This window comes from Mycobacterium paraseoulense (genome assembly GCF_010731655.1).
In the GTDB taxonomy this organism is placed as follows: domain Bacteria; phylum Actinomycetota; class Actinomycetes; order Mycobacteriales; family Mycobacteriaceae; genus Mycobacterium; species Mycobacterium paraseoulense.
The window spans coordinates 4,216,513-4,239,998 of record NZ_AP022619.1; the positions used below are offsets into that span (position 1 = coordinate 4,216,513).

The following is a 23,486-nucleotide window of genomic DNA, read 5'->3' on the forward strand; positions in this document are numbered from 1 at the left end:
TGGACGTGGGATGCGGTGCGGGGCTTCTGGTCCGGCGGCCGGCGGCGGTGTCGCGCGGCGTTGTCGGCATCGACGCCGACCCGCCCTGGGTAGTACGGGCGGCGAACTGTCTACGCTCCGCCGAGAACGTGTCGGTGCGGCTCGCGCGCTTCGAAGACTTCGAGGCGGACGCGTGTTCGTACGACCTCGTCACGTTCGTGGCGAGCCTTCACCACCTGCGGCGGCGCGAGACGCTGTTCGAGGCGCGAAATGCTCAGGCCCGGCAGGGGAACTGGCCGTCGTCGGGTCGCCGATCCCCGGGAAAGTCTGCGCGAGATCCGCCTACTGTGGTGAAAGCGCTGAGCCCGTTTCCCGTTCGCGCCGGCGCGCCCGCGACGCGCGCAGGTTGGCGGCGTTGCCGCACGTCTTGACGTCGTGCCACACCCCGCTGTTGTTCTTGGAGCGGTCATAGAACGTCGATCCGCACCGATCGTTGTGGCACTGCTTGACACGTCGCCAGGTGTCGGCCTGCTGACTGAGCAGAATCTCGGCAAAAAGCGCCGAGGCGAGCCAACGCCAGCCGGTGCCACTGGGCTCCAGCCGCACCGCACCGTCGTCGGACATCACGAGGGATGCGGGAACGGTGCTTCGTCCAATCGGCGCCTCACCGGTGACGAGGGAGTCGATCCCGGCCCGCAATGCCCGCAGCCTGGCCAGGTCCGCATCGCCGAGCCTCGGCGGCGGCAGGTCCACGCCGCGGGCGGCCGACCAGGCGCGCACCGCGCCGGCCACCCAGTCGTGGGCGAGCGCGGTGTCGGCGAGCAGGTCCGGGCCGTATCCCTCGATTCCCCGGGTGTTGAGGAAGTCCTGGACCAGGCCCAGGCCTCCCGGCGCCGGGTCGAGGCCGTACCGCTGTGACGCAGACCATGCAGCAGACATATGCAAAACATACTTGACTATGTCGACGCACGCAACTACGGTGACATAATCAAACGTTGATTACCTACGTCAAGGAGTTACGGATCATGGTCAACATCAAAGGATCGAGGGTCGTGGTTACCGGCGGACAGCGCGGACTCGGCAAGGCCATCGTCGACGAGTTGCTGTCGCGGGGCGCCGCCAAGGTGTACGCCACGGCGCGGGCACCCCAACCCAGTGCGGACACCCGGGTGGTGAGCGTCGAACTGGATGTGACTAAACCGGAATCTGTTGCGGACCTGGCTGTTTCGGCTCCCGACGCTGGCATCGTCATCAACAACGCCGGGGTGTTGGGGGCGCGCAATCTGATCGACAGCGACATCGAGGAAGTGCGCGCGGTCTTCGAGACGAATTACTTCGGCGCGCTGCGGGTCGCCAAGGCGTTCGCCCCGATCCTGGCCGGCAACGGCGGCGGAGCCCTGGTCGACATCGCCTCGATCCTGTCCTGGATGCCCGGCTCCGGCGGATACGGCGACTCCAAGGCCGCGTTGTGGTCGGCGACCAATTCGCTGCGGATCGAACTGGAGAAGCAGGGCACGCTGGTCGTGGCCGCGCACCTCAGCTTCACCGACACCGAGATGACCACCGGCTTCGACGCCCCGAAGAACGACCCGCGCCAGGTGGCGCGCGCGATCGTCGACGGCATCGAAGGCGACGACACCGAGGTGCTGGCCGACGACGACACCCGCTACGTCAAGGCGGCGCTGTCCGGACCGGTCGAGGCGCTGCCCCGGATGCCGTGATCCGCCTGGACGCATGAAGGTCTGCCCGAAGGCAGATCCCCGTCTTAAGACGGTGGGTCAATCAGGCCCTTGCGGATGGCCTCGCCCAAAAATGGGCTTGCTGCACTTCGGGCAGACCACCGGGTTGCCCCGGCATCACTACGGTCGCATCACGCCGGTAGGCGCTTCGACGGCCGAAGGTCCCCAATGCTTTGGCCGAAGGTCACCTCGGCACCGGGGCGGTGCCAACGGCCGACGTGTTTGGATAGCGGCATGCCCGACATGGAAATCGAAGGCGTCGTCAGCGCCACGCGCGTCATCGCCGCCAGCGCCGCGCGGATCTTCGAACTCATCGCCGATCCCGCGCGCCAGCCGAGCTGGGACGGTAACAACAACCTCGCCTCGTCCCCTCCCGGGCAACGTGTCCGTGCGGTCGGTGACGTGTTCAAGACGACGCTGACCAACGGCGCCGTGCGGGAAAACCACGTCGTGGAATTCGTCGAAGGCAGCAAGATCGCCTGGTGCCCGGCCGAACCCAGGAAGCAGCCGTCGGGTCACCTGTGGCGCTGGGAGCTCAGCCCGGTGAACGCCGAACTCACCACGGTGACCCACACCTACGACTGGACCGCGCTCACCGACCCCACCCGCCTCGAGCGCGCCCGCGCGACGACGCCGGACATGTTGCGCGAATCCATGGATCGGCTCGCCGTGGTCGCGCAGGCCCCCGACGCGGCAGGGCAAGGCTGAAGCGGGCTGACTCAGCCGTTCTTCCCGCGCACCCACTGCACCGTGCCGAGGTTCTTCACCCGCACGCTGACGAATCCGTGGTCTTCCAGTATGTCGCCGATCTCGTCGTCGCCGAAGACGTGCGCCCCGACGTTAGGCAGCTTCTGGAAGAACCGGGCGGCCGGGCCCACGGTGGGCACCATGACGGCCAGCCTGCCGCCCGGTCGCAGCACCCGCGCCATTTCGCCGAGGGCCGCCGCCGGATCGGGAATCAGTTGCAGCACGGCCGCCGAGATGACCGCGTCGACCGAGTCATCGCGCAGCGGAAGCCGTTGTGCGTCAGCCCTGATGAACCCCACCTGCGGCCCCGCCTCGTTCTTGACGGCGCGCGCGAGCATGGCCTCCGAAATGTCCACACCCAGCGCCAGCCCGCCCGGTCCGGCCGCGCGCGCGAGCGACGCGGTGACGTTTCCCGGGCCCGACCCGACGTCCAGGGCCACGCCGGTCGGCGGGATGTTCAACCACTCGAGGGGCGTTTGCCACGCGCCGATCAGTCGCCGCGACAGCGCTTGGGCGTTGTCGTAGAGCATCGACCCGATCGGCGACGCCCACGCCGCCTGGATCGGCCCGGTGTTCTTCGCGACGTCGTCGCCCTCGGCGGATCCGCCGCCGAGCAGATCGAGATACCCCTTGCTCACGTCCGGATCGGCCGGCGGATCGGCGAGCAGTTCCAGCGCCCGCCGCAGCGCCGGGGGCAGCGATGTGTGCGCGTCAATCACGCGTACTCCTTCGAGTGAAAAACCAAGCTGTACGCCGGAAATCGAATGAAAGGCCCAAGGCTGGGCCTCGATGGCAGCTTACGCCGAGCCGCGGTTGGTCACCGCCTGACGATCGCGTGCTCGCGCACCAGGGAGTACAGCCGCCACTGGCCCGGGACGCCCTTGAGCGCGGTCTCGCCGCGGTCGCCGAAACGGTGCCGTGACCCGGTGACGATGTCGCGCAGCGTGGACGACACCAGCACTTCGCTCGGTCCGGCGAGCGCCGCCACCCGCGCGCCGATGTGGACGGCCATGCCGGCGACGTCGTTGCCGCGCACCTCCACCTCGCCCGCGTGGATGCCCACCCGCACCTCGATGCCCAGCACGTGGACGGCGTCGACGATGGCGTCGGCGCAGGCGATGGCGGCGCTCGGGCTGCTGAATGTCGCGACGAAGCCGTCCCCGGCCGTGTTGACTTCGCGACCGGAGAACCGCAGCAGCTCGTGGCGCACCAGGGTGTCGTGGTTGTCGAGCAGGTCGCGCCAGCGGTGATCGCCGAGCAGCGCGGCCCGCTCGGTCGAGCCGACGATGTCGGTGAACACGATCGTGGTGAGCAGGCGCTCGGCGTCCGAGGCGCCGCGCACGCCGGTGATGAATTCCTCGATCTCGTCCAGCATGGGCGCGGTGTCGCCGACCCAGTACAGGGTGTCCTGACCGGGGCACTCGACGAGGCGCGCCCCGGGGATGTGCTCGGCGAGGTAGTGCGCGTGCCCCACGGGGCTGAAGTCGGGGTTGTCGCGATGCAGGATCAGCGTGGGAACGGCGACGCGAGGGAGCCTGTCGCGGACGTCACCCTCCCTGACCTTGTTGATGAACGCGCGGGCCATGCTCGGGGACGCCGCCCGGTTGCCGGCCATGTCCCACCACGCGCGGAACGCGTCGTTGTTCGCCATCGACGGCGCGATGATGCCGAGCATGTCGAAACCCTGCTCGACGGCATCGGGTTCCATCCCGACCGACGTGAACCGGTCGGCGTCGTCGAGCTCGGCGCCGATGGGGTAATCCGGCCCACGCAGCGTGCGCGCGGCGCCGTTGGCGATCACCAGGCTGTTCACCCGGTCGGCATGGTCGGTCGCGAGAACGACACCGGCCAGCGACGTGAAGCCCGGGGCGAAGATCGTTGCGCGCTCGCTCCCCACCGCGTTCATGACCGCGATCGCGTCCTGCGCCCACGACTCCGGGCCGAGCATGTCCAGCGAGGGGACCCGCGACGACAGGCCGATGCCGCGCTGGTCGAACCGGATCACCCGGCAGAACGAGGCGAGCCTGCGGTGGAACCGGTACATCGACGGCTCGAGATCGACACAGTCGATCGGGATCAACGGGCCCGGCAGCACGAGCAGGTCGTTCGGGCCATCGCCGAAGACCTGATAGGCGATGTCGATCTCGCCGCAACTGGCGTACCGGGTCCGCGGAGCCGCAGAACTCCCAGCCACGCATTCAGGCTAGTGCAGCTCACCGACATGCCGGAACCGGTCAGCGGCGGATGATCGGCACCAGGTAGCGGGCGGCGTACTCGCGGACGGCCGCGGGATCCGACGTGTCGAGGCGGTCGGTGGGAAAGACGATGATGCCCAGGGCGACGCGAAGCAGGATGTCGGCGATGTTGGTCAGGTCGCGGTCGGGAATGTCGGCCCCGCACCGGCGCAGGGTGTGGGCGATGCCGTCGGCGAACTGACCGATCGGGAAGGCCTGCGATCGGGAGAACATGCCCAGCAGCTCGGGTTCGCTGTCGGCGATCCGGGAGTACAGCGGGGAATCGTGGACCAGGCGGACCCCGAGGGCGAACGCCTCGACCACGGCCCGTTCCGGGTCGCAGCCGGCCGTCGCCCGGTCCAGCGTGGTGAAGAACTCTTCGGCCTCCCGCCGCACCACGTGCCCGAACAGGTCGTCTTTGGTCGGGAACCGCCGGTAGATGGTGCTGCGGCTGACTCCGGCGCGCGCGGCGACGTCTTCGATGTTGGCCCGTCGCACGCCGTACGTCTCGAACACCACACGTGCGGTGTCCAGGATGGTGCGGTCGAGGTCGGTGATTTCGCCGAGATTGCCGTCAAGGCTGTGGTTCGGCATGGATCACGACCCTCACTGCAATCTCGTCGCGGGGTTGCTACGCTGACACAAAGATACGAGTTTGTGTCATCGCTTCGCAAGAAATCGCCGGCTCGGACCGCAGGGAGGGGAGCATGACGGCCCACAACGACGGGTTGATCGGCCCGACGGCCGGCACCCGTTTCGACACCGGCGTGCGCGAGGCCGTGCCCATGCCGGTCGACGAAGCCGACGAACTAGCCGGCGACTTCGCGCGGTTGGGACCGGCGTCGTTGATCTGGAAGTTCTACGGCGACAACCGCACCCAATTCTTCGGGTTCCAGCGCACCGCGGGTGTCGAGAACTGCATAGAACAGCTGGCCCAGGGCGTGCTCGATCACTCGGTGGTCTTCAGCGACACGCTGGGGCGGGCGAAGCGGACCGCGCCGCCGCTGATGAAGACCGTCTACTCCGACCAACCGCGCGAGTGGGGCAGGCGGGTGCGGGACTTCCACAAAACGATCAAGGGAACCATCAGCGACGGCACGCGCTATCACGCGCTGAATCCGGAGCTGTTCTACTGGGCGCACGCCAGCTTCGTCGACCAGGTCATCTACAACACCGACACCTTCATCCGCCGGCTGTCCCGTGCGGAGAAGGAGCAGATCTTCAACGAGGGCAAGGTGTGGTACAGCCTCTACGGCGTCAGCGACCGCGCCCAGCCGCAGACCTACGACGAGTTCCTCGCCTATTGGGACGAGATGCTCGAGCGGTTCGTACCGCACAAGACCGTCCTGTACGGGACCGGCTACATCAGGAAGGGGATCCCCGGCCCGCGCTGGATTCCGCGGCCGGTCTGGAGGGTGTTGTCCGCGCCGCTCAACGCCTACACCCGGCTGGTGTTGGTCGGAACCATGCCCCCGCAGATGCGCGAAGTCTGCCAGCTGGAGTGGAATCCGAAGAAGGAGAAGCGGTTTCAGCGGTTTGCCGCGGCCATGCGCGCGCTCAACCCGCCGATCAACCGGCTGCCCGTGAAGATGATCTACACCCCCTGGGCGGCCGCGGCGTGGCGGCGCTCGGGCGTCGACCCGCGCCGGCTGCACAACCGCGCCCGCTAGGCGGTGCTCACGAGCGGCGTTCGGCCGCGGCGATGCCGCCTTTGAGCAGTTCGTCGATGACCTTCTTGAACACCGGCAGCATCAGCCGCTCAACGCCTGGGATCTTCAGCGTCGACCGTAGCTGCCAGCTGACCTCGGTCCCGGTGCCTGTTTCACGCAGCTGGATCGTGCCGATGTGGTTGCGGGTCGGTGCGCCTGAGAGCATCTTGTACGCGTAGCGGGTGGGTCGCTCATATTCGATGATCTCCTCGACGAATGGTGGTCCGATCGCCACCAGACGCCTGATCGCGCCGACACCGTTCGGTGCGGGGTTGCCTTCGCGATCGAGTGTGCTGCGCCGGAACCCGCGCGTGTGGGCCGCGATCGCGCGGTGGTCGGTCATGGCGTCGAACACGGTCTCGATCGGCGCCGTGGAGGTCCGGGTGAGGGTGAACTCGATCATTCGCGCTCCACGCTGCCGGTATGCCCCGCCGGTATCTGGTTGTCCGCCGCCATGATCCGTCCCCTCTCGTCACAGAGAACATAGCCTCACGGCCGACAGCCCATCCAGGCCGCAGAAGCCCCTGGCGCAACGCCAAGTCCGCCGCAACGACGGGGACCGCACCTCCGGCTGCCAAAGTGAACGGCGGGTACACGGCACCGAAATTCCCTGCGAAGTAAGCCATTGCGGCGACAGGCGCTTGGCGAGCCGACCCGCATGGGCCAGGATCTCTGGGTATGGCCGATATCGATTTCTCGTTGCTGGACGTCCCGAGATCGGAACCGGTCGAGGATGGCGAGGCCTACCTGCGCGCCGCGATCGCCTGGCATTTCGGCGAAGACACCGGTTCCGCGTTCTGGTTGCGGACCGCCGCGACGCTGGACTTCAACCCGCTGACGGACGTCAACACCTTCGCCGATCTGCGACTCTTTCCCAACCTCGTCAACGAATTGCGCGACGTGCCGGTGGAGGAGCTCATCCCGCGCGGCTACGGCGAACCGCGTCCGGTGCCGCAGGTATTCGAGTCGGGCGGCACCACCGGCGCACCGAAACGGACTGCGCAGCTACCGGATTGGATCGCGCAGGTGGTGCGCTGGCAGACCGAGGACTTCGCCGGCGGCGGGTTTCGCCCCGGCGAGGGCTTCCTGTGCCTGATGCCGAGCGGCCCGCACGGGGTGGGCTATTTCTCGCGGCTGGTCTCCGAGCGGCTCGGCGCGACCTTCCACGCGATCGACATCGATCCCCGCTGGGTGAAAAAGGTCGCCGCCCGCGGCGCGGCGGCCGAAGTCGCCGCATACGTCGACCATGTCGTCGAGCAGGCCGTGTTCGTGCTGCGGACGCAGAAGGTCGCGAACCTGCACACCACCCCGCCGCTGCTGGAGGCCATGGCCCGCGACGATCGGGTGGTCGATCTGATCAACGACAAGATCCGCTACCTGTTACTCAGCGGCGCGCACGTGGACGCCGACACCCTCGACCTGCTCCGCGGCATCTTCCCGGCCACCACGATCACTATGGCCTTCGGCAGCACAATGGTGCTCTCCCAGGCGGTTACCCGAACGGACGACGGCGACGTGTTCGTGTTCGACCCGCGGACGCCGTACGTGGTGTTCTGGGTGGTCGACCCCGATACGGGAGAACGGGTGCCCTACGGGCGGACCGGCCAGGTGGTCATGCACCACATCAGCAAGGGCATGTTCATCCCCAACAACCTGGAGCGCGACCTGGCGGTCAGGATGCCCGGGCCGGCGGGCGAGCTCAGCGACTCGGTGAGCGCGGTACGTCCGGTTTCCACCTTCGATGGTGAGGCCGTCATCGAAGGCGTGTACTGAGCATGGCAAGCGAACGGTCCGGCGTCGCAACCGATTTGGTGCCGATCGACGCGCTGGGCCCCGAGGGGGAGTACCGGACCCGCCGTCGCGAGGTCCTGTTCAGCACCGCCGGTGCCGCGGTCGCCGAATTGAGCATCGTGCCGCCGCTGTACGTCGCGCGCACCCTGGCCGCGCAACGCAAGGCGGTACCGCTGCCCGTCGGGCGGCGTGCGGCGGCGCTGTCGGTTGCCGCCGGCATTTTCACCGACGATGCCGTCGCCGGCCTGGACTTCGAGCGCTACGTGACCCTGGCCAGCCGGATATCTGGCCTGCCGATCGCGGTCACCCGCGCCGGTGCGCGCAGCGTCGCGGACGCCGTCGGCGGGGCGTTCGATGCGGTCCGGCCGGCTCGCCCGCAGGGCGCGACGCTCGATTGGCGCGAAAACGGCACCCCCCGGGGTGGCGCGGTTTGGGCGCGGCGCGGGGAGGTGTTCGCCGTGCACGCGGCGGGAAACGGTCCCGGCGTGCATGGCCTGTGGCCGCAGGCCCTGGCGCTTGGCTACCGGGTCGCGGTGCGTCCGTCCCGCCGCGAGCCGCTGACCGCGCACCGGCTGGTGCATGCCCTGCGGCAGGCCGGCTTTCGCCCCGAGGACGCCGTCTACTTGCCCACCGATCACGTCGGCGCCGACGAGATCATCCGCTCGACCGACCTGGCCATGGTGTACGGCGGGCAGCCGGTGGTCGACAAGTACGCCGACGACCCGGCGGTGATCGTGAACGGACCGGGGCGGGCGAAGATCCTGATCACCGCCGACCAGGATTGGCGTGCGCACGTCGACCTCATCGTCGACTCGATCGCCAACCTCGGGGGCATGGCCTGCGTCAACACCACCGCCGTGCTGTACGAGGGCGATCCCGCCCCGCTGGCGCGCGCAATCGCCCGGCGGTTAGCGGCGATCAGGCCGATGCCCACCGATGACGAGCGGGCGATCCTGCCCACCCAGCCCGTCGAGAACGCCCGGGCCCTGGCGGATCATCTGGCGGCCAAGGCCGCCGGATCCACGCCACTGCTGGGCGCCGAGCAGGTGGTCGCCGAACTCGGCGACGGCTATGCGGCGCTGCGCCCCGCCGCACATCTCCTGTCCGCCCCCGACCCGGACAAGCTCAACGTCGAGCTGCCCTTCCCCTGTGTGTGGGTCTCGCCCTGGTGGCGCGGCGCCGGGACGGAGCCGTTACGCCATTCGCTGGTCGTCACCGCGATCACCGGCGACGAGCGGCTGATCGACGACCTGCTCGCCGAGCCGACGATCGCCAACGTGTACTTCGGGCCACACCCGACCTGGCACGCGGCACCCAGGATCCCGCACGACGGGTTCTTGGCCGACGCGCTGATGCGCAACAAGGGCTTCATCCGGGATAACGGCTGACGCCGCGGGTCAACCGTCCCCGCCGCCGTCCGGCCGTGCCACCAGCGTGGGCGGAACCAGTTGCCCGGGCTGGGGCCAATTGCCGAACGCCTCGGCGTAGCTGTGACTCATCACCTCTATCACCGTGCCCCACGGGTCGGCCGTGTAAGCCAGGGTCCACGGGCGGCCCGGAACGAATTCGTACGGCGCCGCCAGCAGCGCGCCGCCGTGGTCGACGACGCGGTCGACCGTGGCCTCGACGTCCGGGTGGGTGAGGCACAGATGCCACAGCCCGCCGTCGAACCACAGCTCCCGTTCCTGCGGTCGCCCCGTTGCGCGCGTCGGCGGATCGAGGAATTGGAACAGCTCGATCCCCACCGAGTTCCCGGTGAGCAGGTGGGCCTGCCAGGCGCGGCGAAAGCCGCGGCCGAAGACCGACACCGCCTCCGGGTGGCCGGCGCTCTCGAGCACCCGCGGGCCCATGAGGCAGCGGAACCCGAAAACCTCGCCGTACCAATCGATCGCCGCGTGGATGTCGGGGACCGTTACCCCGACGTGGTTGACGACGAGCGCGGCCGCCCACCCGGTGGGCGACGAACTCAGCACCGAGCGGTTTTCGCTCAGCTTCCGAAGCCACCCCGGCCGCTCGCGACCGGCGGGGTGCCGCTGGTGCCGGCGTCGAGGTGGCTGGAGGCGAAGGCGACGCCCTTGTCGATCATGGCGCCGTCGTCGGCGTAGGTGTTGTGGGCGGCGAAGTTCATTCCGTCGGAGCACACCGGGTCTTCGGTGGCGCAGACCTTGATGGTCTTGTTCTGGTATGCCGGGCCGATGACGACCGGCGGTTCGCCGAGGAAGTTCATGGCGCGCACGTTGGGGGTGCCGAACAGCACGACGGAGGAGACGTGGTCGGCCACCGAGGGGTCCAGGGGTTTGGGCACGGTGTTGGGGTCGACGCCGTCGGGGACCGCGGGCGAGGTGACAAAGCCCATCACGGCCGCGCCCTGGGAGTAGCCGCCGAGCACCATCTTGGTGTTGGGGCAGTCGCGGGCCATCGAATTGATATGGACCGCGGCGTCTCTGATGCCGTCGACGCCGGTGTCCCATTGGTCGCTGGCGGGGTAGTTGACCGGGTAGACGTCGAAGGACTTGGTTCCCAGGCGTGCGTGCAGGGCGTCGACGAAGGCTTGTCCGGTGGGGCCGACGCCGGGGGCTTCGCCGGTGCCGCGGGCGAACACCACTTGGACGTCCGGGCATTGGGCGGCGGCGGTGGGCAGGAGGGAACCGGCCAGAGCCGAGGCGCCGAGGCCGGACGCCGCGGCGACTGCCGGAACAACGAAACGGGCTATTTGACGTGCGATCATGCCGCCATTGTGCCCAGTGAACGCTGGCCCTAAACAGGGAAAGCAGGGAAATTACTGCGAATTCACACAACCCGGTTCACCCCGCGCCACGCCGGTCGAGATTGCTTGCGCGCGACCCTCATCCGGCGCCGCGGCGGCCAGTGATCCCGCGCCCGCCCCGGCGGCAACCGGCAACGCCGGGGCGGGGCGCGGCCCTTGACCGCGATGTGGTCTGCTAGCTATGACGAGTCGAGTGCACGGTGAAGCCATCCGCCGATGTTCGACATGCGGCCCGAGTGAATGCAGCGGCAAAGTTGAATGCAGTAGTTGAGGTCCTCAGCAAGGTCACGGACCACCTGGCCAATCCGGCTCGGGTGTCGGATCCCGACAAGCTGCGCGGCGTCGTCACCGGTAAGACCGCGCTGGTGACCGGCGCCTCCTACGGAATCGGCGAGGCGACCGCACGCCGGCTGGCCGCGGCGGGGGCCACCGTGCTGGCGGTCGCCCGGTCCGAGGAACGCCTCGGCGACCTGGCGGCGTCCATCAACGCCGCCGGCGGCCGCGCGATCGCCTACCCGACCGACCTCACCGACGAGTCCGCCGTCGGCGCGCTGACCAAGGAGATCACCGAGCGCCACGGCGCGCTCGACATCGTGGTCAGCAACGCCGGTAAGTCGTTACGCCGCTCGCTGCATGACCAGTACGACCGGCCGCACGACTTTCAGCGCACCATCGACATCAACTATCTCGGGCCGATCTGGCTGCTGCTCGGGCTCCTGCCGGCCATGCGCGAAAGCGGACGCGGGCACATCGTCAACGTTTCCAGTGTCGGCGTGCGCGTCGTGCCGGGGCCGCAGTGGGGCGCCTACCAGGCGTCGAAGGGGGCGTTCGACCGGTGGCTGCGCAGCGTGGCACCGGAGCTGCACGCCGACGGTGTGGACGTCACCACCGTGTACTTCGCGCTGGTCCGCACCCGGATGATCGCACCCACACCCATCCTGGGCCGGCTCCCCGGCCTATCGGCCGACCAGGCCGCCGATGCGATCGCCAAGGCGGTCATCGAGCGGCCGCGCAGCAACGAACCGCCGTGGGTCTTGCCGGCCGAGCTGGCCTCCGTGCTGCTGGCCGGGCCGGCCGAACGCGCCGCCCGGCTGTGGTACCGGCGGTTCTTCTCCGATTCCGGCGCCCGGACGGCCCGGCCGTGACCGACGAAGGGGTGGTCGGCACCGCGGCGCGTGCGCTGCTGCGGTCGCGGCTGCTCGCCCCGCCGTCGCCGCTCGCGACCCTGCGGCTGCTCCACGAGGCCCGCCGGGGCGGCACCAACCCCTACACCCTGCTGGCGGTGACCGCGACCCGATGGCCCGAACGCGCAGCGATCGTCGACGACGACGGCGCCTGCGACTACCTCCAACTGCGGTCGGCGGCCGAATCGCTGGCGCGCCGGTTGTCCCGCGACGGGGTGGGCCCGGGCGATGCGGTGGGCATCATGTGCCGCAACGGACGCGGTTTCGTCGCCGGGGTGTTCGCGGCCGCCCTGGTGGGCGCCGACGTGGTCCTGGTCAACACCGACTTTCGCAGCGACGCCCTGGCGTCGGCGATGAGCGCCCACCGGATCGGCACGATGATCGCCGACGACGAGTTCGGCGAGCGCGCCCGTGCCGCCGACCCGTCGGTCGTCCTCATCGACCCCGCGACGGTCACCGCCCGGGCGGGTGACCCGCGGCCCGCCGTGGCCGCGCCCGGCCGGATCGTCCTGCTGACGTCGGGCACCACCGGCACGCCCAAGGGGGTGCCGCGCTCACCGCAGCTGCGTTCCGCGGTGGGCGTGTGGGTGACGATCCTCGATCGGACCGGCCTGCGCACCGGGTCGCGAATCTCGGTGGCGATGCCCATGTTCCACGGTCTCGGGCTGGGCATGATGATGCTCACCGTGGCCCTCGGCGGCACGGTGCTCACGCATCGGCACTTCGACGCGGAAGCCGCGCTCGCGCAGGCGTCGCTGCATCGCGCCGACGCGTTCACCGCGGTGCCGATCGTGCTCGCCCGCATCCTCGACCTGCCCGAGCGGGTGCGGGCCCGCAACCCGGTGCCCTACCTGCGGGTCGTGATGTCGAGTGGCGACCGGCTGGACCCCACCCTGGGACAGCGGTTCATGGACGCCTACGGCGAGATCCTTTACAACGGTTACGGTTCCACCGAGGTCGGCATCGGCGCCCTGGCCACTCCGGCGGAGCTGCGGGAGGCGCCCGAGACCGTCGGTAAACCGGTCGCCGGCTGCCCGGTGCGCATCCTGGACAGGAACGGCAGGCCCGTCGGCGCGCGCGTCACGGGCCGCATCTTCGTCGGTGGGAACCTGGCGAGCGAGGGCTACACCGGCGGTGGCGCGAAGACGGTGGTCGACGGCATGACCAGCACCGGCGACATGGGCTACCTCGACAACGAGGGCCGGTTGTACATCGTCGGCCGCGAGGACGACATGATCATCTCCGGCGGCGAGAACGTCTATCCGCGCGCGGTCGAGAACGCGCTCGCCCAGCACCCCGCCGTCGCCGACAACGCGGTCATCGGCGTTCCCGACGAACGGTTCGGCCAGCGGCTGGCCGCGTTCGTGGTCTTGCAGCCCGGCAGCAACACCGATCCGGAAGCGCTGCGGGAGTACCTCAAGGACAGGGTCTCGCGATTCGAGCAGCCCCGGGACATCAACGTCGTCAGCAGCATCCCACGCAATCCGGCGGGCAAGGTTTTGCGCAAGGAGCTGTCCGGCTAGGCCAGGCGCGAAGCCCTCAGTCGTGCTTGGGTTCCAGCGCGGCGACCTGCTTGGCCAGCCAGTTGGGCGCCAGCACCGACACGACTGTGGCGCCCGCGGTGGCGCTGACGACGCCGCTCCAGGCGACCGGACCCAGTGGCGTGCAACCGAAGAAGTGGCTGACGCCAGGGGTCTGGACGATGGCGACCAGCACGCCCGCGCTGCCCAGCGCCGTCCCCAGCACCAGCGGGCTGTGGCGGCGCGTCAGCAGGGTCTGCGCCAGCTGCGTGGTCACCAGCGCGGTCAGTCCCATGGTCGACGTGCGGCGCTCGGTGCCCGGCGTCCAGCGACCGATGGCCCAGGCCGCCGTCGCGCCCGCGGCCGTGACGGCGCCGCGGGTTACGATCTGCCGCATCAGGGGCGCGTCGAGCGATGGGGAGGGCCCGGACAGCGTCGCCAGCTGGAAGGCGCGGTGCAGCTCCTCGGCGTCGCGGTCGGCGCCGTCCTCGGCCTCCTCCGGCTCGGGGTACTGCGGGGTGACCGCGACCGCGAGCGCGGGGAACATGTCGGTCAGCAGGTTCACCAGCAGCAGCTGCCGGGTGCCCACCGGCGCGCGGCCGGTGCCCAGGGCGGTGCCGATGAGGGTGAACAGCACTTCGCCGACGTTGCCGCCGACCAGGATGCTCACGGCGTCCCGGACGCCGCCCCACATGCCGCGCCCCTCGACCAGCGCGTCGAGCAGCACGCCCAGGTCGTTGTCGGTCAACACGATGTCGGCGGCGCCGCGTGCGGCGGACGAGCCGCGTCCGCTCACGCCGATGCCCACGTCGGCCATCCGGATGGCGGCCGCGTCGTTGGCGCCGTCGCCGACCATCGCGATCGCCTGCCCACCGGCCTGCAGCGCCGCGACGATCTGCACCTTCTGCTCGGGGCTGACGCGGGCGAAGACCTGCACGTCGGCGGCGACTTTGGCGCGATCCTCCTCGCCCAGGGCCGCGAGTTCCGCGCCGGTGATCTCGCGCGCGTCCTCCGGTAGCCCCAGTTGCCGGGCGATCGCCCGCGCGGTCACCGGGTGGTCGCCGGTGATCAGCACCACCCGTCGGCCGGCTTCCACCAGCGCCTCGATGAGTGGCCGCGCCGACGGGCGCGCGGTGTCGGCCAGCCCGACGTAGCCGAGCAATTCCAGGTCGTGTGCGGCGGCGTCGACTTCGTCGGCGTCGGTGTCGTCCTCGTCGGTGCCGCGCTCCCAGCGGCGCTGCGCCACCGCCAGCACCCGCAGGCCCTGCTCGGCCAGGCGCAACACCAGCGACTCGGCGCGGTCGTGCTCGGCCTCCGAGTCGGTGAACCGGCAGCGCGGCAGGACCTCTTCCGGCGCGCCCTTGACCATCAGCATCGGTCCGCCATTGCCGCCCGCGACGCCGATCGCGGCGGAGTAGCCGCGACTGGACTCGAACGGCACATCCGCGATCACTGTCCAATCCGAGGCCCATTGGGCATCGACGGAATTCGCCGCCGTGAGGATCGCCTCGTCGGTGGCGTGCGCGTGGCCGCCCCCGTTGTGGGGCTGGGTGCTGCTGCGCGCGGCGGCCCGCAACACCGCGGCGGACGCCGGGTCGGCCACGTCGGGGAACGCGCCGTCCGCATCGGTCCCGTGCGGGACGCCGCGGACGACGCGCAGGTGGTTTTCGGTGAGCGTGCCGGTCTTGTCGAAACAGATCGTCTGCACCCGGCCCAGGGCTTCGACCGCGCGCGGCGTGCGGACCAAGACGCCGCGCCGCGACAACCGTTGGGCGGCGGCCAGTTGGGCCAGGGTGGCCACCAGCGGCAGGCCCTCGGGAACCGCCGCCACGGCGATGGCGACCCCGTCGGCGACCGCCTGACGCAACGAGCCCTGGTGCAGCAGCGCCAAACCGGTCACCGCCGCGCCCCCGGCCAGGGTCAGCGGGAGCACCTTGCTGGTCAACTCGCGCAACCGGGCCTGCACCCCGGCCGCGGACTCGACGTCGGCGATCGCCGAGATCGCGCGCTGCGCGGCGGTGCCCGCACCGGTCGCCACCACGATCGCGCGGGCGTGCCCGGCGACGATGGTGCTGCCCTCGAACAGCATGCTGGCGCGGTCGGAGTCGGCGACGGCCACCGGCTCGACCTGCTTGTCCACCGGCAGCGATTCGCCGGTGAGGAAGGACTCGTCGACTTCGAGGTCCTCGGCGACCAGCAGGCGCGCGTCGGCCGGCACCACTTCCGGGGCGGCCAGGTCGATGATGTCGCCGGGGCGCAACGATTTGGCGTTCACCGAGACCGTCCGCTCGGCGGTGCGCGCCGCCTCCAGCCGGCGGCGCGCCGTCGCGACCGCGGGGACGACCACGCGGCGCGCGTACTGATCCTGCTCGGCGAACAACTCGGCGACCGCCGCCTCGGCCCGCAGCCGCTGCACCCCGCCGGCGATCGCGTTGGCGGTCATCACGCCCGCCACCAGCAGCGCGTCGACGCTGCTGCCGACGATCGCCGAGGCCGCGGCGCCGACGGCCAGGATGGGGGTCAGCGGATCGGCGAGCTCGGCCCGGGTCGCGGTCAGCAGTCGCCCGACCTGGCTCGCCGGCCCGCGCAGCGGCGCCACCACGGGGTTGTAGGACAGGTCGTCGAGGAGCTGCCGCCACGGCGCGACGCCGGGCTCGACGGCCAGCGGCCGGGTGCGGCTGGCCAACCGGGAGTAGACGATCTCGGGATCCAGGGCGTGCCAGGCGGTCAGCGGCTGAGGTGTGGGGTCGGGCAGCCGGAGCACCCGGGAGGCCGCGAAGGTGCCCTGCATCAGCGCGGCCGCCGCGGCGGCATTGACCGGGTTGAGCCAGCGCTGCACGGCGAACGGGCTCAGCGTGCTCGGGTCACCGGTGACCAGCAACAACCCCGCCAGCGTGCTGCCGCCCTTGGCCAGGCGCACCGCCGACTCGGTGGCCTCCCGGGCCACCGGAAGCGCCGACAGGATGCGCACCGCCGCGGCCAGGTCCGTGCCGGTGATGATGTCCGCCGTCCACGGCGTCGCCGCCTGCGGGTCGTCCAGCGCCACCCCGACGTCGGCGATGGCCAGGGCGGCCAGCGTGTCGGTCGAGGCGAAGTCGCGGTGCAGCGCGGTGATGAGCAACACCGGCCCGCGGTCCGTGCGCAGGTCGCGCACCAGCTGCAGCAGCGGCGTGCCGGGTGGGTGGCTCACGGCGACGCTGGCGGTCAGGTCCTCGGTGCCGGCGACGTGGCGCAACACCACCCGGGCGCCGGTCCGGTGCGCGATCTGCAAGAGCGGGATGGCGAACGGGTCGACCTCCCAACCGACGTCGACGCTGCCCACCCGCTCGCCGTCGACCACCAGATCGGCGTGTTCGAGGCCCTGTGCCGGCGTCGCGGACGACCCTTGCGCCCGGACCCACCGCAGCCGGGCGCCGGTGGCCGGCAGCTCGTCGGGGTCGGGTTCGGGCGCCTCCTCGCCGTGCAGCAGCGCGTCGGCGACCTCGTAGACGCGGTCCTCGTCCCACCCGGGTACGTCGCCGCGGGCGTGCAGCACGGCGCGGTTGTCGCCACGCAGTGCCGCGCCGTCGACGACGACCACCTTGACCCGGTCCAGCCGCCGCAGCGCACCCGGGTCCAGGAACAGCTGCCCGGCGTTGGCGAGGCCGCGGCCCAGCACGGCCGCGAACGTCTGCCGGCCCACGTGCGCCGCCCGCGGCACACCGGCCAGCAGCGCGCCGGCCGCGGCCTCGGTGCCGCCGCCGGCCAGCAGCGCACCCCCAGCGGCCACCAGCGACGCGTTGGCGGCCTGGTCCGCGTACTCCTCGACCGGCCCGGCCATCGAACCCTTCGCGGTGTCGATGGCGGCGTCGATGGCCCCGCCCACCACCACGTGGGAAGCCTCTCCCGCGGCGGCGGCCGCCGAATTATGGCGGGGCGCCTGCGATTTGGGTCCGGCCGACGAGATCACCGGAACCACCGGCGCCTGCGGCCGGTTGGGCGAGGCCAGCTCCGGTTCGCGGTCGCGCCAGCGCTGACGGTGCGCGGTGGCCTCGGAGACCTGCAGGCTTCGTTGCGCCAGATCCAGCAGCGGCGTGCCGACCGCTTGTGTGAGGCCGTTGGCCAGCGCCGTCGACGCGCTGAGGGCGATGTCGGTGCCGACGCGGCCCAGTCGCGATTCCAGCACGGCGACAATCCGCGGCTGGTGATTCAGCAGCGCGGCGGCCGCGCGTGCGCTACGCGGAGCGACGGGGAGCCTGCCCAGCCAGCCGGTCACCGCGGCGCCGATGGCCGCCACGTCCATGGCCGCGGCGCTGGCCGGCACCAGGATCGCCAACGGGTTTCCGGGGTCGGCGAACGGCGCCGTGCGAGGCGAATCTTTGGCGGCGACCAGCGTCAGGTCCGCGGCCACGCTGCAGACCGTGTCCCGGACCCGGTCCAGCACGGCATCGTTGTCGTCGTTCTCGAATTCGACCACCAACCGGCCGAGGGCGCCCTCGACGTGGGCCGAGGCCACCCCGGGAATCCGGCGGACCGGCTCCTCCACCGCGGGCGCGTGCTCGTGCCAGCCCGGGAACGGCAGCAGCGGATCCAGGTCCAGGTGCAGGCGCCGCCCGCTCTGCCACCGGATCGGCGGGGTGACGCTGGGCCCTGAACCGTTGGCGGAAGCGGTCAATCCGATTGCCCGGCCGGTCGTTTGGGCCATCGACTGCATCACCGGGACGGCCAGCTCGGTGACCGGATTGGTCAACGTCTGCACAGCGTCCGCCGCCCCGGCCGCCGTGGACAGGCCCGCTCGCACCACCTGCGCGGCTCCGTCGGTCATGCCGGCGACGACGCTGGCAACGCCCGGAATCCTCACTCAGTCACCCTTCGACTACCTCTACCGCGCTAATGATCCTGGGGGGCAGGGAACCTGTCCACCGTTGCGATCGTGGACTCCTGCGACGGCACCGGCGACTCCGGCGGTCGGGCCTTCCTTGGGTAACCGGAGGTGCGGTCGCTGCCCCTGCGGACAGGTTACCGGCTGGAGGGAAAACCGAACTTGCCGAACAGGCCGGGGTCCAGGAAGACCGTGACGGTGGCGACCCCGTTGGCACCCGTGGTGAGGACGTGGATGGAGTGGGCCCGCATCGTCCCGTCGGCGGCCCGGCGGTACTCGGCGACCGCCGGTTGCGCGTTCGCGGACGTCGGGATCATCGCGATGTCACCCGGCTCGGCGAACGCGCGCACGGACAGGAACCGCAGGACCGGGTCGCGGCCGGTGAACCAGATAGGGAGCGGCGGCATTTCGAGTTTCACGTCCGCTTGCAGCAGCGCCGTGAGGGCGGCCATATCCGCGTTTTCGAATGCCGCGCAGTAGCGGTCGAGCAGTTCACGGCGCGCGGCGTCGTCGGGCTCGGACAGTTCGTCCTCGGCGGGGGAGACCTCGGCGAGCCGCGCCCGCGCGCGCTGCAGTGAGCTGTTGACCGCGGCCGGCGTCGTCTCGAGCAGCTCGGCCACCTCCGCGGCGCTGAACTGGACCACGTCGCGCAGGATGAGCACCGCTCGCTGGCGGGCGGGTAGCTCCTGCATGGCGGTCATCACGGCGAGCCGCAGGCTCTGCCGCGCGGTGACGTCGTCCTCCGGCGTCGGCATCAGCGAGTCGGGGAGGGGCTCCAGCCACTCGTGCGCACCGCCGACCGCGTCGAGGCTGGCATCCGGGTCGACCGAGCCGTCGCCGAGCCCGGCCGGCAGGACTCGGCGGCCCCGGTTCTGCAGGGCCCGCAGGCACGCGGTGGTCGCGATGCGGTAGAGCCACGTCCGCAATGCCGCGCGTTCCTCGAACTGCTGATAGCCGCGCCAGCCGTTGAGGTAGGTCTCCTGGACGAGGTCCTCGGCGTCGTGCACCGACCCGAGCATGCGGTAACAGTGCGCGATCAGCTCGGCGCGAAACGGCGCCGCCTGCGCGATGAAATCCTCCCTCGCCGGCATGGCTTCTCCTGTCTCGGCTGCGACCGAACGCTACTCCAATACAGAGACGGCGGGCCGGGGAAATTCATCGGCCCGCGAGCGATGAATCCGCGCACCGCGACGCATCTCAATTGGTGAACGCACATTCCAGCGAGAGCGAGGACGAACATGAACCAGCCCAACGGCACGGCCGGCCTGGCCGGCACCACGGCGATCGTCACCGGGGCGAGCCGCGGATTCGGCCGCGCGATCGCCGGCGCCCTGGCGGGGGCCGGCGCCCAGGTGGTCGGAGTCGCGCGCACCCGATCCGGCCTCGACGACGCGCGGGACGAGCTGGGCGACGCCTTCGTCCCCGTGGCCGCCGACGCCGCCGACCCCGTGACAGCGCAGCGGCTCATCGACGAATACCGGCCGCAGACCCTGGTATTGAGCGCCGGTGCGGCGCCCCACATGAGCCCGCTGCAGGAGCAGAGCTGGGACAGCTTCAGCCAGAACTGGAATGTGGATGTGGCACAGGCCTTTCACTGGTCCCGCCACGCGCTGCGACGTCCGCTGGCGCCGGGCAGCTCGGTGATCGTGATGTCCAGCGGCGCCGCCGTGGCGGGGTCGCCGCTCAGTGGTGGCTACGCGGGGGCGAAGGCGGCGGTCAGGTTCATCGCCAGCTACGCGGCCGTCGAATCGCAGCGGGCCGGGCTCGGGATCCGCTTCGTGTCCGTCCTGCCGCGGTTGACGCCGGCCACCGACCTCGGCGCGCGGGCCGTCGCGGCGTATGCCGAACGGCAAGGGGTCGACGTCGGGGCGTTCGTGCGGGCGAGCGGGCCCGCGCTCAGCCCGGAACAGGTGGGCCGCGCGGTCCTGGCGATCGCCGAGGGTGAGCCCGACGGTGGCGACGCCTACCTGCTCACCTCGACGGGGCTGTCGGCGGTGGCCTGAAGTCAGCGAAATCGCAAGGAGGACAACGCCATGAAGACACCACCCATCGTGTCGGCCCGGGACTGGGTCGCCGCGCGCGAACGGCTGCTGGTGAAGGAGAAGGAGGTGATGCGGGCCCACGACGCGCTCGCGGCAGCGCGGCGCCGGATGCCCTGGCTGGCCGTCGACAAGGCGTACGCGTTCGAGGGCCCCGAGGGCAGGGTGAACCTGCCGGAGCTGTTCGCGGGCCGGCGTCAGCTCGTCGTGTACCGCGCCTTCTTCGAGCCGGGCGTGGACGGCTGGCCCGACCACGCCTGCCGCGGCTGCTCGATGATCGCCGACCACGTCGGGCACCTCGCCCACCTGAACGCTCGCGATACCACCCTGGTGTTCGCCTCGCGGGCGGCCCAGCCCGACATCGCGCGGCTGAAGGCGCGAATGGGTTGGCGGATGCCCTGGTACACGCTGACCGACGATTTCGACGCCGACTTCGGCGTGGACCAATGGCACGGCACCAACGCGTTCATCCACGACGGTGAGCGGGTGTATCGGACGTACTTCATCAACAACCGCGGCGACGAAGCGCTGGGCAACACCTGGAGCTACCTCGACATGACCGCGCTCGGGCGCCAGGAGAATTGGGAGGACTCGCCGGACGGGTACCCGCAGACCCCGCCCTACGAGTGGTGGGAATGGCACGACGCATACGGCGAGCGCACCCCGTCGCGGTGGTTCGGCGAGCCCGATCCCGACGACCCGAACGACCCGCGTCCGCCGCGCGGCGGCTGAATCGAGTCGAAGCGCATTTGGCTTTTACGGCCCCGAATAACACGAATGCGCGGTAGCCGTCCGACGGCTACGCGCGCAATATTCGGCTGAGTGAATTCGGGCTATAAGATTCGGTGGTTCGCCCTGTTGACGTGATAGCCCGCCGGGAACGACTTCTCGATGACCTGCAGCTGGTGGTCCACCCTGGACTCGAGCTCGAGGACGACGCAGCTGTCGCCGACGGTCTTCGACTCCAGGACTATGTACCGCTGGCCGCAATCCATGATGGGATCACCTGAGTGCAATGTTTCGACGGGCACCAATTCCGGGCTTCCGTTTGATTCCACGCATCACACGCTAGGTCAAACTCTCGGGTGAGGGAATAGTTTCCGCGCGGACCCGGGCGTCACTGCGCCCCGGGCTGCTTGAAGAACACGCTGACGCGAGAGATCCGGCCGTCGTCGGCCCGCTCGAACAGGATGCACTCCGGCCAGACCTTGGTGACCCCGTCGATCGCGAACGCCTCGGTCAGCTCGACGTAGGACAGCCGGGTGTTCACGTGGGAAACCCGCTGCACCTCCAGCCGGTGGCCGTCCAAATTGGTCAGGACCTTGCGCAGGTAGGCGACATAGCGCTGCTTGCCCTCGACGACATCGCAGAACGGGCCCTCCCGCACCAGGCCTTCGTCGGCGATCGTCGCGGCAAGACCGTCCCAGTCGTGCGCGGCCAGGCACTCCAGATAGCGCTCGACCATTCCCGGCTCGCTCACCCTCACCACAGTAGGCGAGCGATCAGCCGCAAAACAGCTTTGCTAAAGCGCCACGCCAGCCCCGGCGGTGCGGGCGAGAATGGGGCGATGACCGCGCCCAGCCCACCGGATACGCCGCCCGCCGCCCCGAGTTGCTATCGGCATCCGGGCCGGCCGACGTACGTCCGCTGCAACCGTTGTGAGCGCTACATCTGCGGGGACTGCATGCGCAGCGCCGCGGTCGGTCAGCAGTGCGTGGAGTGCGTCCGGGCGGGCGCCCGAACCATCCGGCAACCGCGGACCCGTTTCGGCGGGCGCCAGCGCACGGAGACCCCGGTGCTCACTTACGCCCTGATCGCGATCAACGTGCTGGCCTTCGTGCTGCAGATGGCCTCGGGAAATCTGGAGAAGCAGCTCACGCTGTGGCCGCCGGCGGTCGCCGACGGCCAGTTCTACCGCTTGGTGACCTCGGCGTTTCTGCACTACGGGGCGACGCATCTGCTGTTCAACATGTGGGCCCTGTATGTGGTCGGTCCGCCGCTCGAAATGTGGTTGGGCCGACTGCGTTTCGGCACGCTCTACGCGCTGAGCGGGCTGGGCGGTTCGGTCCTGGTCTACCTGATTTCGCCGCTCGACACGGCGACGGCGGGCGCCTCGGGTGCCATCTTCGGCCTGTTCGGCGCCACTTTCGTGGTGGGTAAGCGGCTGGCCGCCGACGTCCGCTGGGTGTTGGCGGTGATCGCGATCAACCTGGTCTTCAACTTGCTGGTGCCGTTGATCAGTTCGCAACGCATCAGCTGGCAGGCGCACCTGGGTGGGTTGGTGACCGGTGGGCTGGTCGCCGCGGCCTACGTTTATCCGCCAAGGGAGCGCCGCAACATGATCCAGGCCGCGGTGACCATCGTCGTGTTGATGGTGTTCGCCGTGCTGATCTGGTGGCGCACGGGCCAGCTGCTCGCGGAGTTCTCCGCATGAGCTGGTGGCTCGCCCACGCCGAACACACGCTGACCGAGGAGGTGCCCGCACCCCCGGCAGAGGTCCGCGACTTTTATGTGGACCTGAACAACATCAAGCTCGTCCACCCGCTGATCGTGTCCGTGGAGGCGTTGTCGCACAGCGAAAACCCGGACGGTGTCGTCCACAGCTACCGCGTGCGCGACCGGATCCCGTTGGGGCCGTTCACCCTCAACAACACCTACCGGGCGAGGGTGTCGGTGACCGCGTCCGGTGACGTGCTGACCGAGGCCGACCAGTCGCCGGGGGTTCGCCTGCGCGGGACCGTCAGCTTCGAGCCCGTCCCGGCCGGCACGCGGGTCACCGAACGCATCCGGATCGCCGCGCCCCGGCCGCTGGCCCGGATCACCACGCGCGAAGCCGTCAAGGCGCACATTGCCATGCTGGGCGGTATCCGGAGTCACTTCGAGACCCGATGATCGGCGCGGCGTCCACACCGAGCT

Annotated in this window: 22 protein-coding genes and 1 pseudogene; 12 read left to right on the top strand and 11 right to left on the bottom strand. The window is 70.3% G+C overall.

Features of this window, described 5'->3' with window-relative positions; translation table 11 throughout:
* The first annotated feature begins 47 nt into the window (after nucleotides 1-47).
* Entirely contained in the window at nucleotides 48-410 is a 363-nt protein-coding gene (locus G6N51_RS19615; protein ID WP_232078572.1) for a methyltransferase domain-containing protein, read from the top strand.
* Here the strand turns inward: G6N51_RS19615 and G6N51_RS19620 are convergent.
* Entirely contained in the window at nucleotides 322-918 is a 597-nt protein-coding gene (locus G6N51_RS19620) for a CGNR zinc finger domain-containing protein (RefSeq protein ID WP_167528595.1), read from the bottom strand. The genes G6N51_RS19615 and G6N51_RS19620 overlap by 89 nt on opposite strands.
* Before the next feature lie 86 nt (nucleotides 919-1,004).
* On the opposite strand from G6N51_RS19620, the gene G6N51_RS19625 reads away from it, so the two are divergent.
* The gene (locus G6N51_RS19625; RefSeq protein WP_083176444.1) at nucleotides 1,005-1,700 is read left to right on the top strand and encodes an SDR family oxidoreductase; all 696 of its coding nucleotides are present in this window, start codon (nucleotides 1,005-1,007) and stop codon (nucleotides 1,698-1,700) included.
* A 252-nt stretch (nucleotides 1,701-1,952) separates the two neighbouring features.
* Complete coding sequence (locus tag G6N51_RS19630) at nucleotides 1,953-2,426, top strand: SRPBCC family protein (RefSeq protein ID WP_083176426.1); 474 nt, start codon at nucleotides 1,953-1,955, stop codon at nucleotides 2,424-2,426.
* Nucleotides 2,427-2,437: 11 nt separating this feature from the next.
* Here G6N51_RS19630 and G6N51_RS19635 read toward each other — a convergent pair whose 3' ends face one another.
* The 3 genes from G6N51_RS19635 to G6N51_RS19645 all read right to left on the bottom strand — a co-directional run bounded on the left by G6N51_RS19635 (nucleotide 2,438) and on the right by G6N51_RS19645 (nucleotide 5,293).
* A complete protein-coding gene (locus G6N51_RS19635; protein ID WP_083176424.1) occupies nucleotides 2,438-3,184 on the bottom strand; it encodes a class I SAM-dependent methyltransferase in 747 nt (248 codons plus the stop codon).
* Between the two features lie 98 nt (nucleotides 3,185-3,282).
* Nucleotides 3,283-4,659: an adenylate/guanylate cyclase domain-containing protein gene (locus G6N51_RS19640; protein WP_083176422.1), complete on the bottom strand. Its 1,377-nt coding sequence runs from the start codon at nucleotides 4,657-4,659 to the stop codon at nucleotides 3,283-3,285.
* 40 nt (nucleotides 4,660-4,699) lie between these two features.
* Nucleotides 4,700-5,293, bottom strand: coding sequence for a TetR/AcrR family transcriptional regulator (locus G6N51_RS19645; protein WP_083176420.1), 594 nt, complete (start codon nucleotides 5,291-5,293; stop codon nucleotides 4,700-4,702).
* A gap of 113 nt (nucleotides 5,294-5,406) precedes the next feature.
* On the opposite strand from G6N51_RS19645, the gene G6N51_RS19650 reads away from it, so the two are divergent.
* The gene (locus G6N51_RS19650; protein WP_083176418.1) at nucleotides 5,407-6,369 is read left to right on the top strand and encodes an oxygenase MpaB family protein; all 963 of its coding nucleotides are present in this window, start codon (nucleotides 5,407-5,409) and stop codon (nucleotides 6,367-6,369) included.
* Between the two features lie 7 nt (nucleotides 6,370-6,376).
* On the opposite strand, the gene G6N51_RS19655 is transcribed toward G6N51_RS19650, so the two are convergent.
* Nucleotides 6,377-6,811, bottom strand: coding sequence for an SRPBCC family protein (locus G6N51_RS19655; RefSeq protein ID WP_083176416.1), 435 nt, complete (start codon nucleotides 6,809-6,811; stop codon nucleotides 6,377-6,379).
* Nucleotides 6,812-7,086: 275 nt separating this feature from the next.
* Between G6N51_RS19655 and G6N51_RS19660 the strand changes: the two genes are divergently transcribed.
* Nucleotides 7,087-8,181 (top strand): class I adenylate-forming enzyme family protein, encoded by a 1,095-nt coding sequence (locus G6N51_RS19660; protein ID WP_083176414.1) that lies wholly within the window; start codon nucleotides 7,087-7,089, stop codon nucleotides 8,179-8,181.
* 35 nt (nucleotides 8,182-8,216) lie between these two features.
* Nucleotides 8,217-9,587, top strand: coding sequence for an aldehyde dehydrogenase family protein (locus G6N51_RS19665; protein WP_083176442.1), 1,371 nt, complete (start codon nucleotides 8,217-8,219; stop codon nucleotides 9,585-9,587).
* 9 nt (nucleotides 9,588-9,596) lie between these two features.
* Here the strand turns inward: G6N51_RS19665 and G6N51_RS19670 are convergent, their stop codons facing one another.
* Together G6N51_RS19670 and G6N51_RS19675 are read right to left on the bottom strand one after the other, a co-directional pair.
* Nucleotides 9,597-10,172 (bottom strand): VOC family protein, encoded by a 576-nt coding sequence (locus G6N51_RS19670; protein ID WP_232078441.1) that lies wholly within the window; start codon nucleotides 10,170-10,172, stop codon nucleotides 9,597-9,599.
* Between the two features lie 14 nt (nucleotides 10,173-10,186).
* Nucleotides 10,187-10,927 carry a cutinase family protein gene (locus tag G6N51_RS19675; protein WP_163750760.1) on the bottom strand — a complete coding sequence of 247 codons (741 nt, stop codon included), beginning with the start codon at nucleotides 10,925-10,927 and terminating at the stop codon, nucleotides 10,187-10,189.
* A 275-nt stretch (nucleotides 10,928-11,202) separates the two neighbouring features.
* Between G6N51_RS19675 and G6N51_RS19680 the strand changes: the two genes are divergently transcribed.
* Both G6N51_RS19680 and G6N51_RS19685 read left to right on the top strand, forming a co-directional pair.
* Nucleotides 11,203-12,111: an SDR family NAD(P)-dependent oxidoreductase gene (locus tag G6N51_RS19680; protein ID WP_083174115.1), complete on the top strand. Its 909-nt coding sequence runs from the start codon at nucleotides 11,203-11,205 to the stop codon at nucleotides 12,109-12,111.
* The gene (locus G6N51_RS19685; protein WP_083174114.1) at nucleotides 12,108-13,673 is read left to right on the top strand and encodes an AMP-binding protein; all 1,566 of its coding nucleotides are present in this window, start codon (nucleotides 12,108-12,110) and stop codon (nucleotides 13,671-13,673) included. The genes G6N51_RS19680 and G6N51_RS19685 overlap by 4 nt, the downstream gene beginning before the upstream one ends.
* A gap of 16 nt (nucleotides 13,674-13,689) precedes the next feature.
* Here the strand turns inward: G6N51_RS19685 and G6N51_RS19690 are convergent, their stop codons facing one another.
* On the bottom strand, nucleotides 13,690-18,510 hold the full coding sequence (locus tag G6N51_RS19690; RefSeq protein WP_083174113.1) for a cation-translocating P-type ATPase: 4,821 nt from the start codon (nucleotides 18,508-18,510) through the stop codon (nucleotides 13,690-13,692).
* A gap of 158 nt (nucleotides 18,511-18,668) precedes the next feature.
* Nucleotides 18,669-19,649 (bottom strand): annotated as a pseudogene (locus G6N51_RS19695) (sigma-70 family RNA polymerase sigma factor); the annotation flags it as partial.
* A 120-nt stretch (nucleotides 19,650-19,769) separates the two neighbouring features.
* Between G6N51_RS19695 and G6N51_RS19700 the strand changes: the two are divergent.
* Nucleotides 19,770-20,534 carry an SDR family oxidoreductase gene (locus G6N51_RS19700; protein WP_083174111.1) on the top strand — a complete coding sequence of 255 codons (765 nt, stop codon included), beginning with the start codon at nucleotides 19,770-19,772 and terminating at the stop codon, nucleotides 20,532-20,534.
* 30 nt (nucleotides 20,535-20,564) lie between these two features.
* Nucleotides 20,565-21,302, top strand: coding sequence for a DUF899 domain-containing protein (locus G6N51_RS19705; RefSeq protein ID WP_083174110.1), 738 nt, complete (start codon nucleotides 20,565-20,567; stop codon nucleotides 21,300-21,302).
* A gap of 101 nt (nucleotides 21,303-21,403) precedes the next feature.
* Here G6N51_RS19705 and G6N51_RS19710 read toward each other — a convergent pair whose 3' ends face one another.
* Together G6N51_RS19710 and G6N51_RS19715 are read right to left on the bottom strand one after the other, a co-directional pair.
* Nucleotides 21,404-21,628, bottom strand: coding sequence for a hypothetical protein (locus tag G6N51_RS19710; protein WP_083174109.1), 225 nt, complete (start codon nucleotides 21,626-21,628; stop codon nucleotides 21,404-21,406).
* Between the two features lie 59 nt (nucleotides 21,629-21,687).
* Complete coding sequence (locus G6N51_RS19715; protein WP_083174108.1) at nucleotides 21,688-22,035, bottom strand: nuclear transport factor 2 family protein; 348 nt, start codon at nucleotides 22,033-22,035, stop codon at nucleotides 21,688-21,690.
* A gap of 102 nt (nucleotides 22,036-22,137) precedes the next feature.
* Here G6N51_RS19715 and G6N51_RS19720 point away from each other — a divergent pair, with 102 nt between their 5' ends.
* Nucleotides 22,138-23,004 carry a rhomboid family intramembrane serine protease gene (locus G6N51_RS19720; protein ID WP_083174107.1) on the top strand — a complete coding sequence of 289 codons (867 nt, stop codon included), beginning with the start codon at nucleotides 22,138-22,140 and terminating at the stop codon, nucleotides 23,002-23,004.
* A complete protein-coding gene (locus G6N51_RS19725) occupies nucleotides 23,001-23,462 on the top strand; it encodes an SRPBCC family protein (RefSeq protein ID WP_083174106.1) in 462 nt (153 codons plus the stop codon). Before G6N51_RS19720 ends, G6N51_RS19725 begins: the two co-directional genes overlap by 4 nt.
* Nucleotides 23,463-23,486 lie beyond the last annotated feature (24 nt).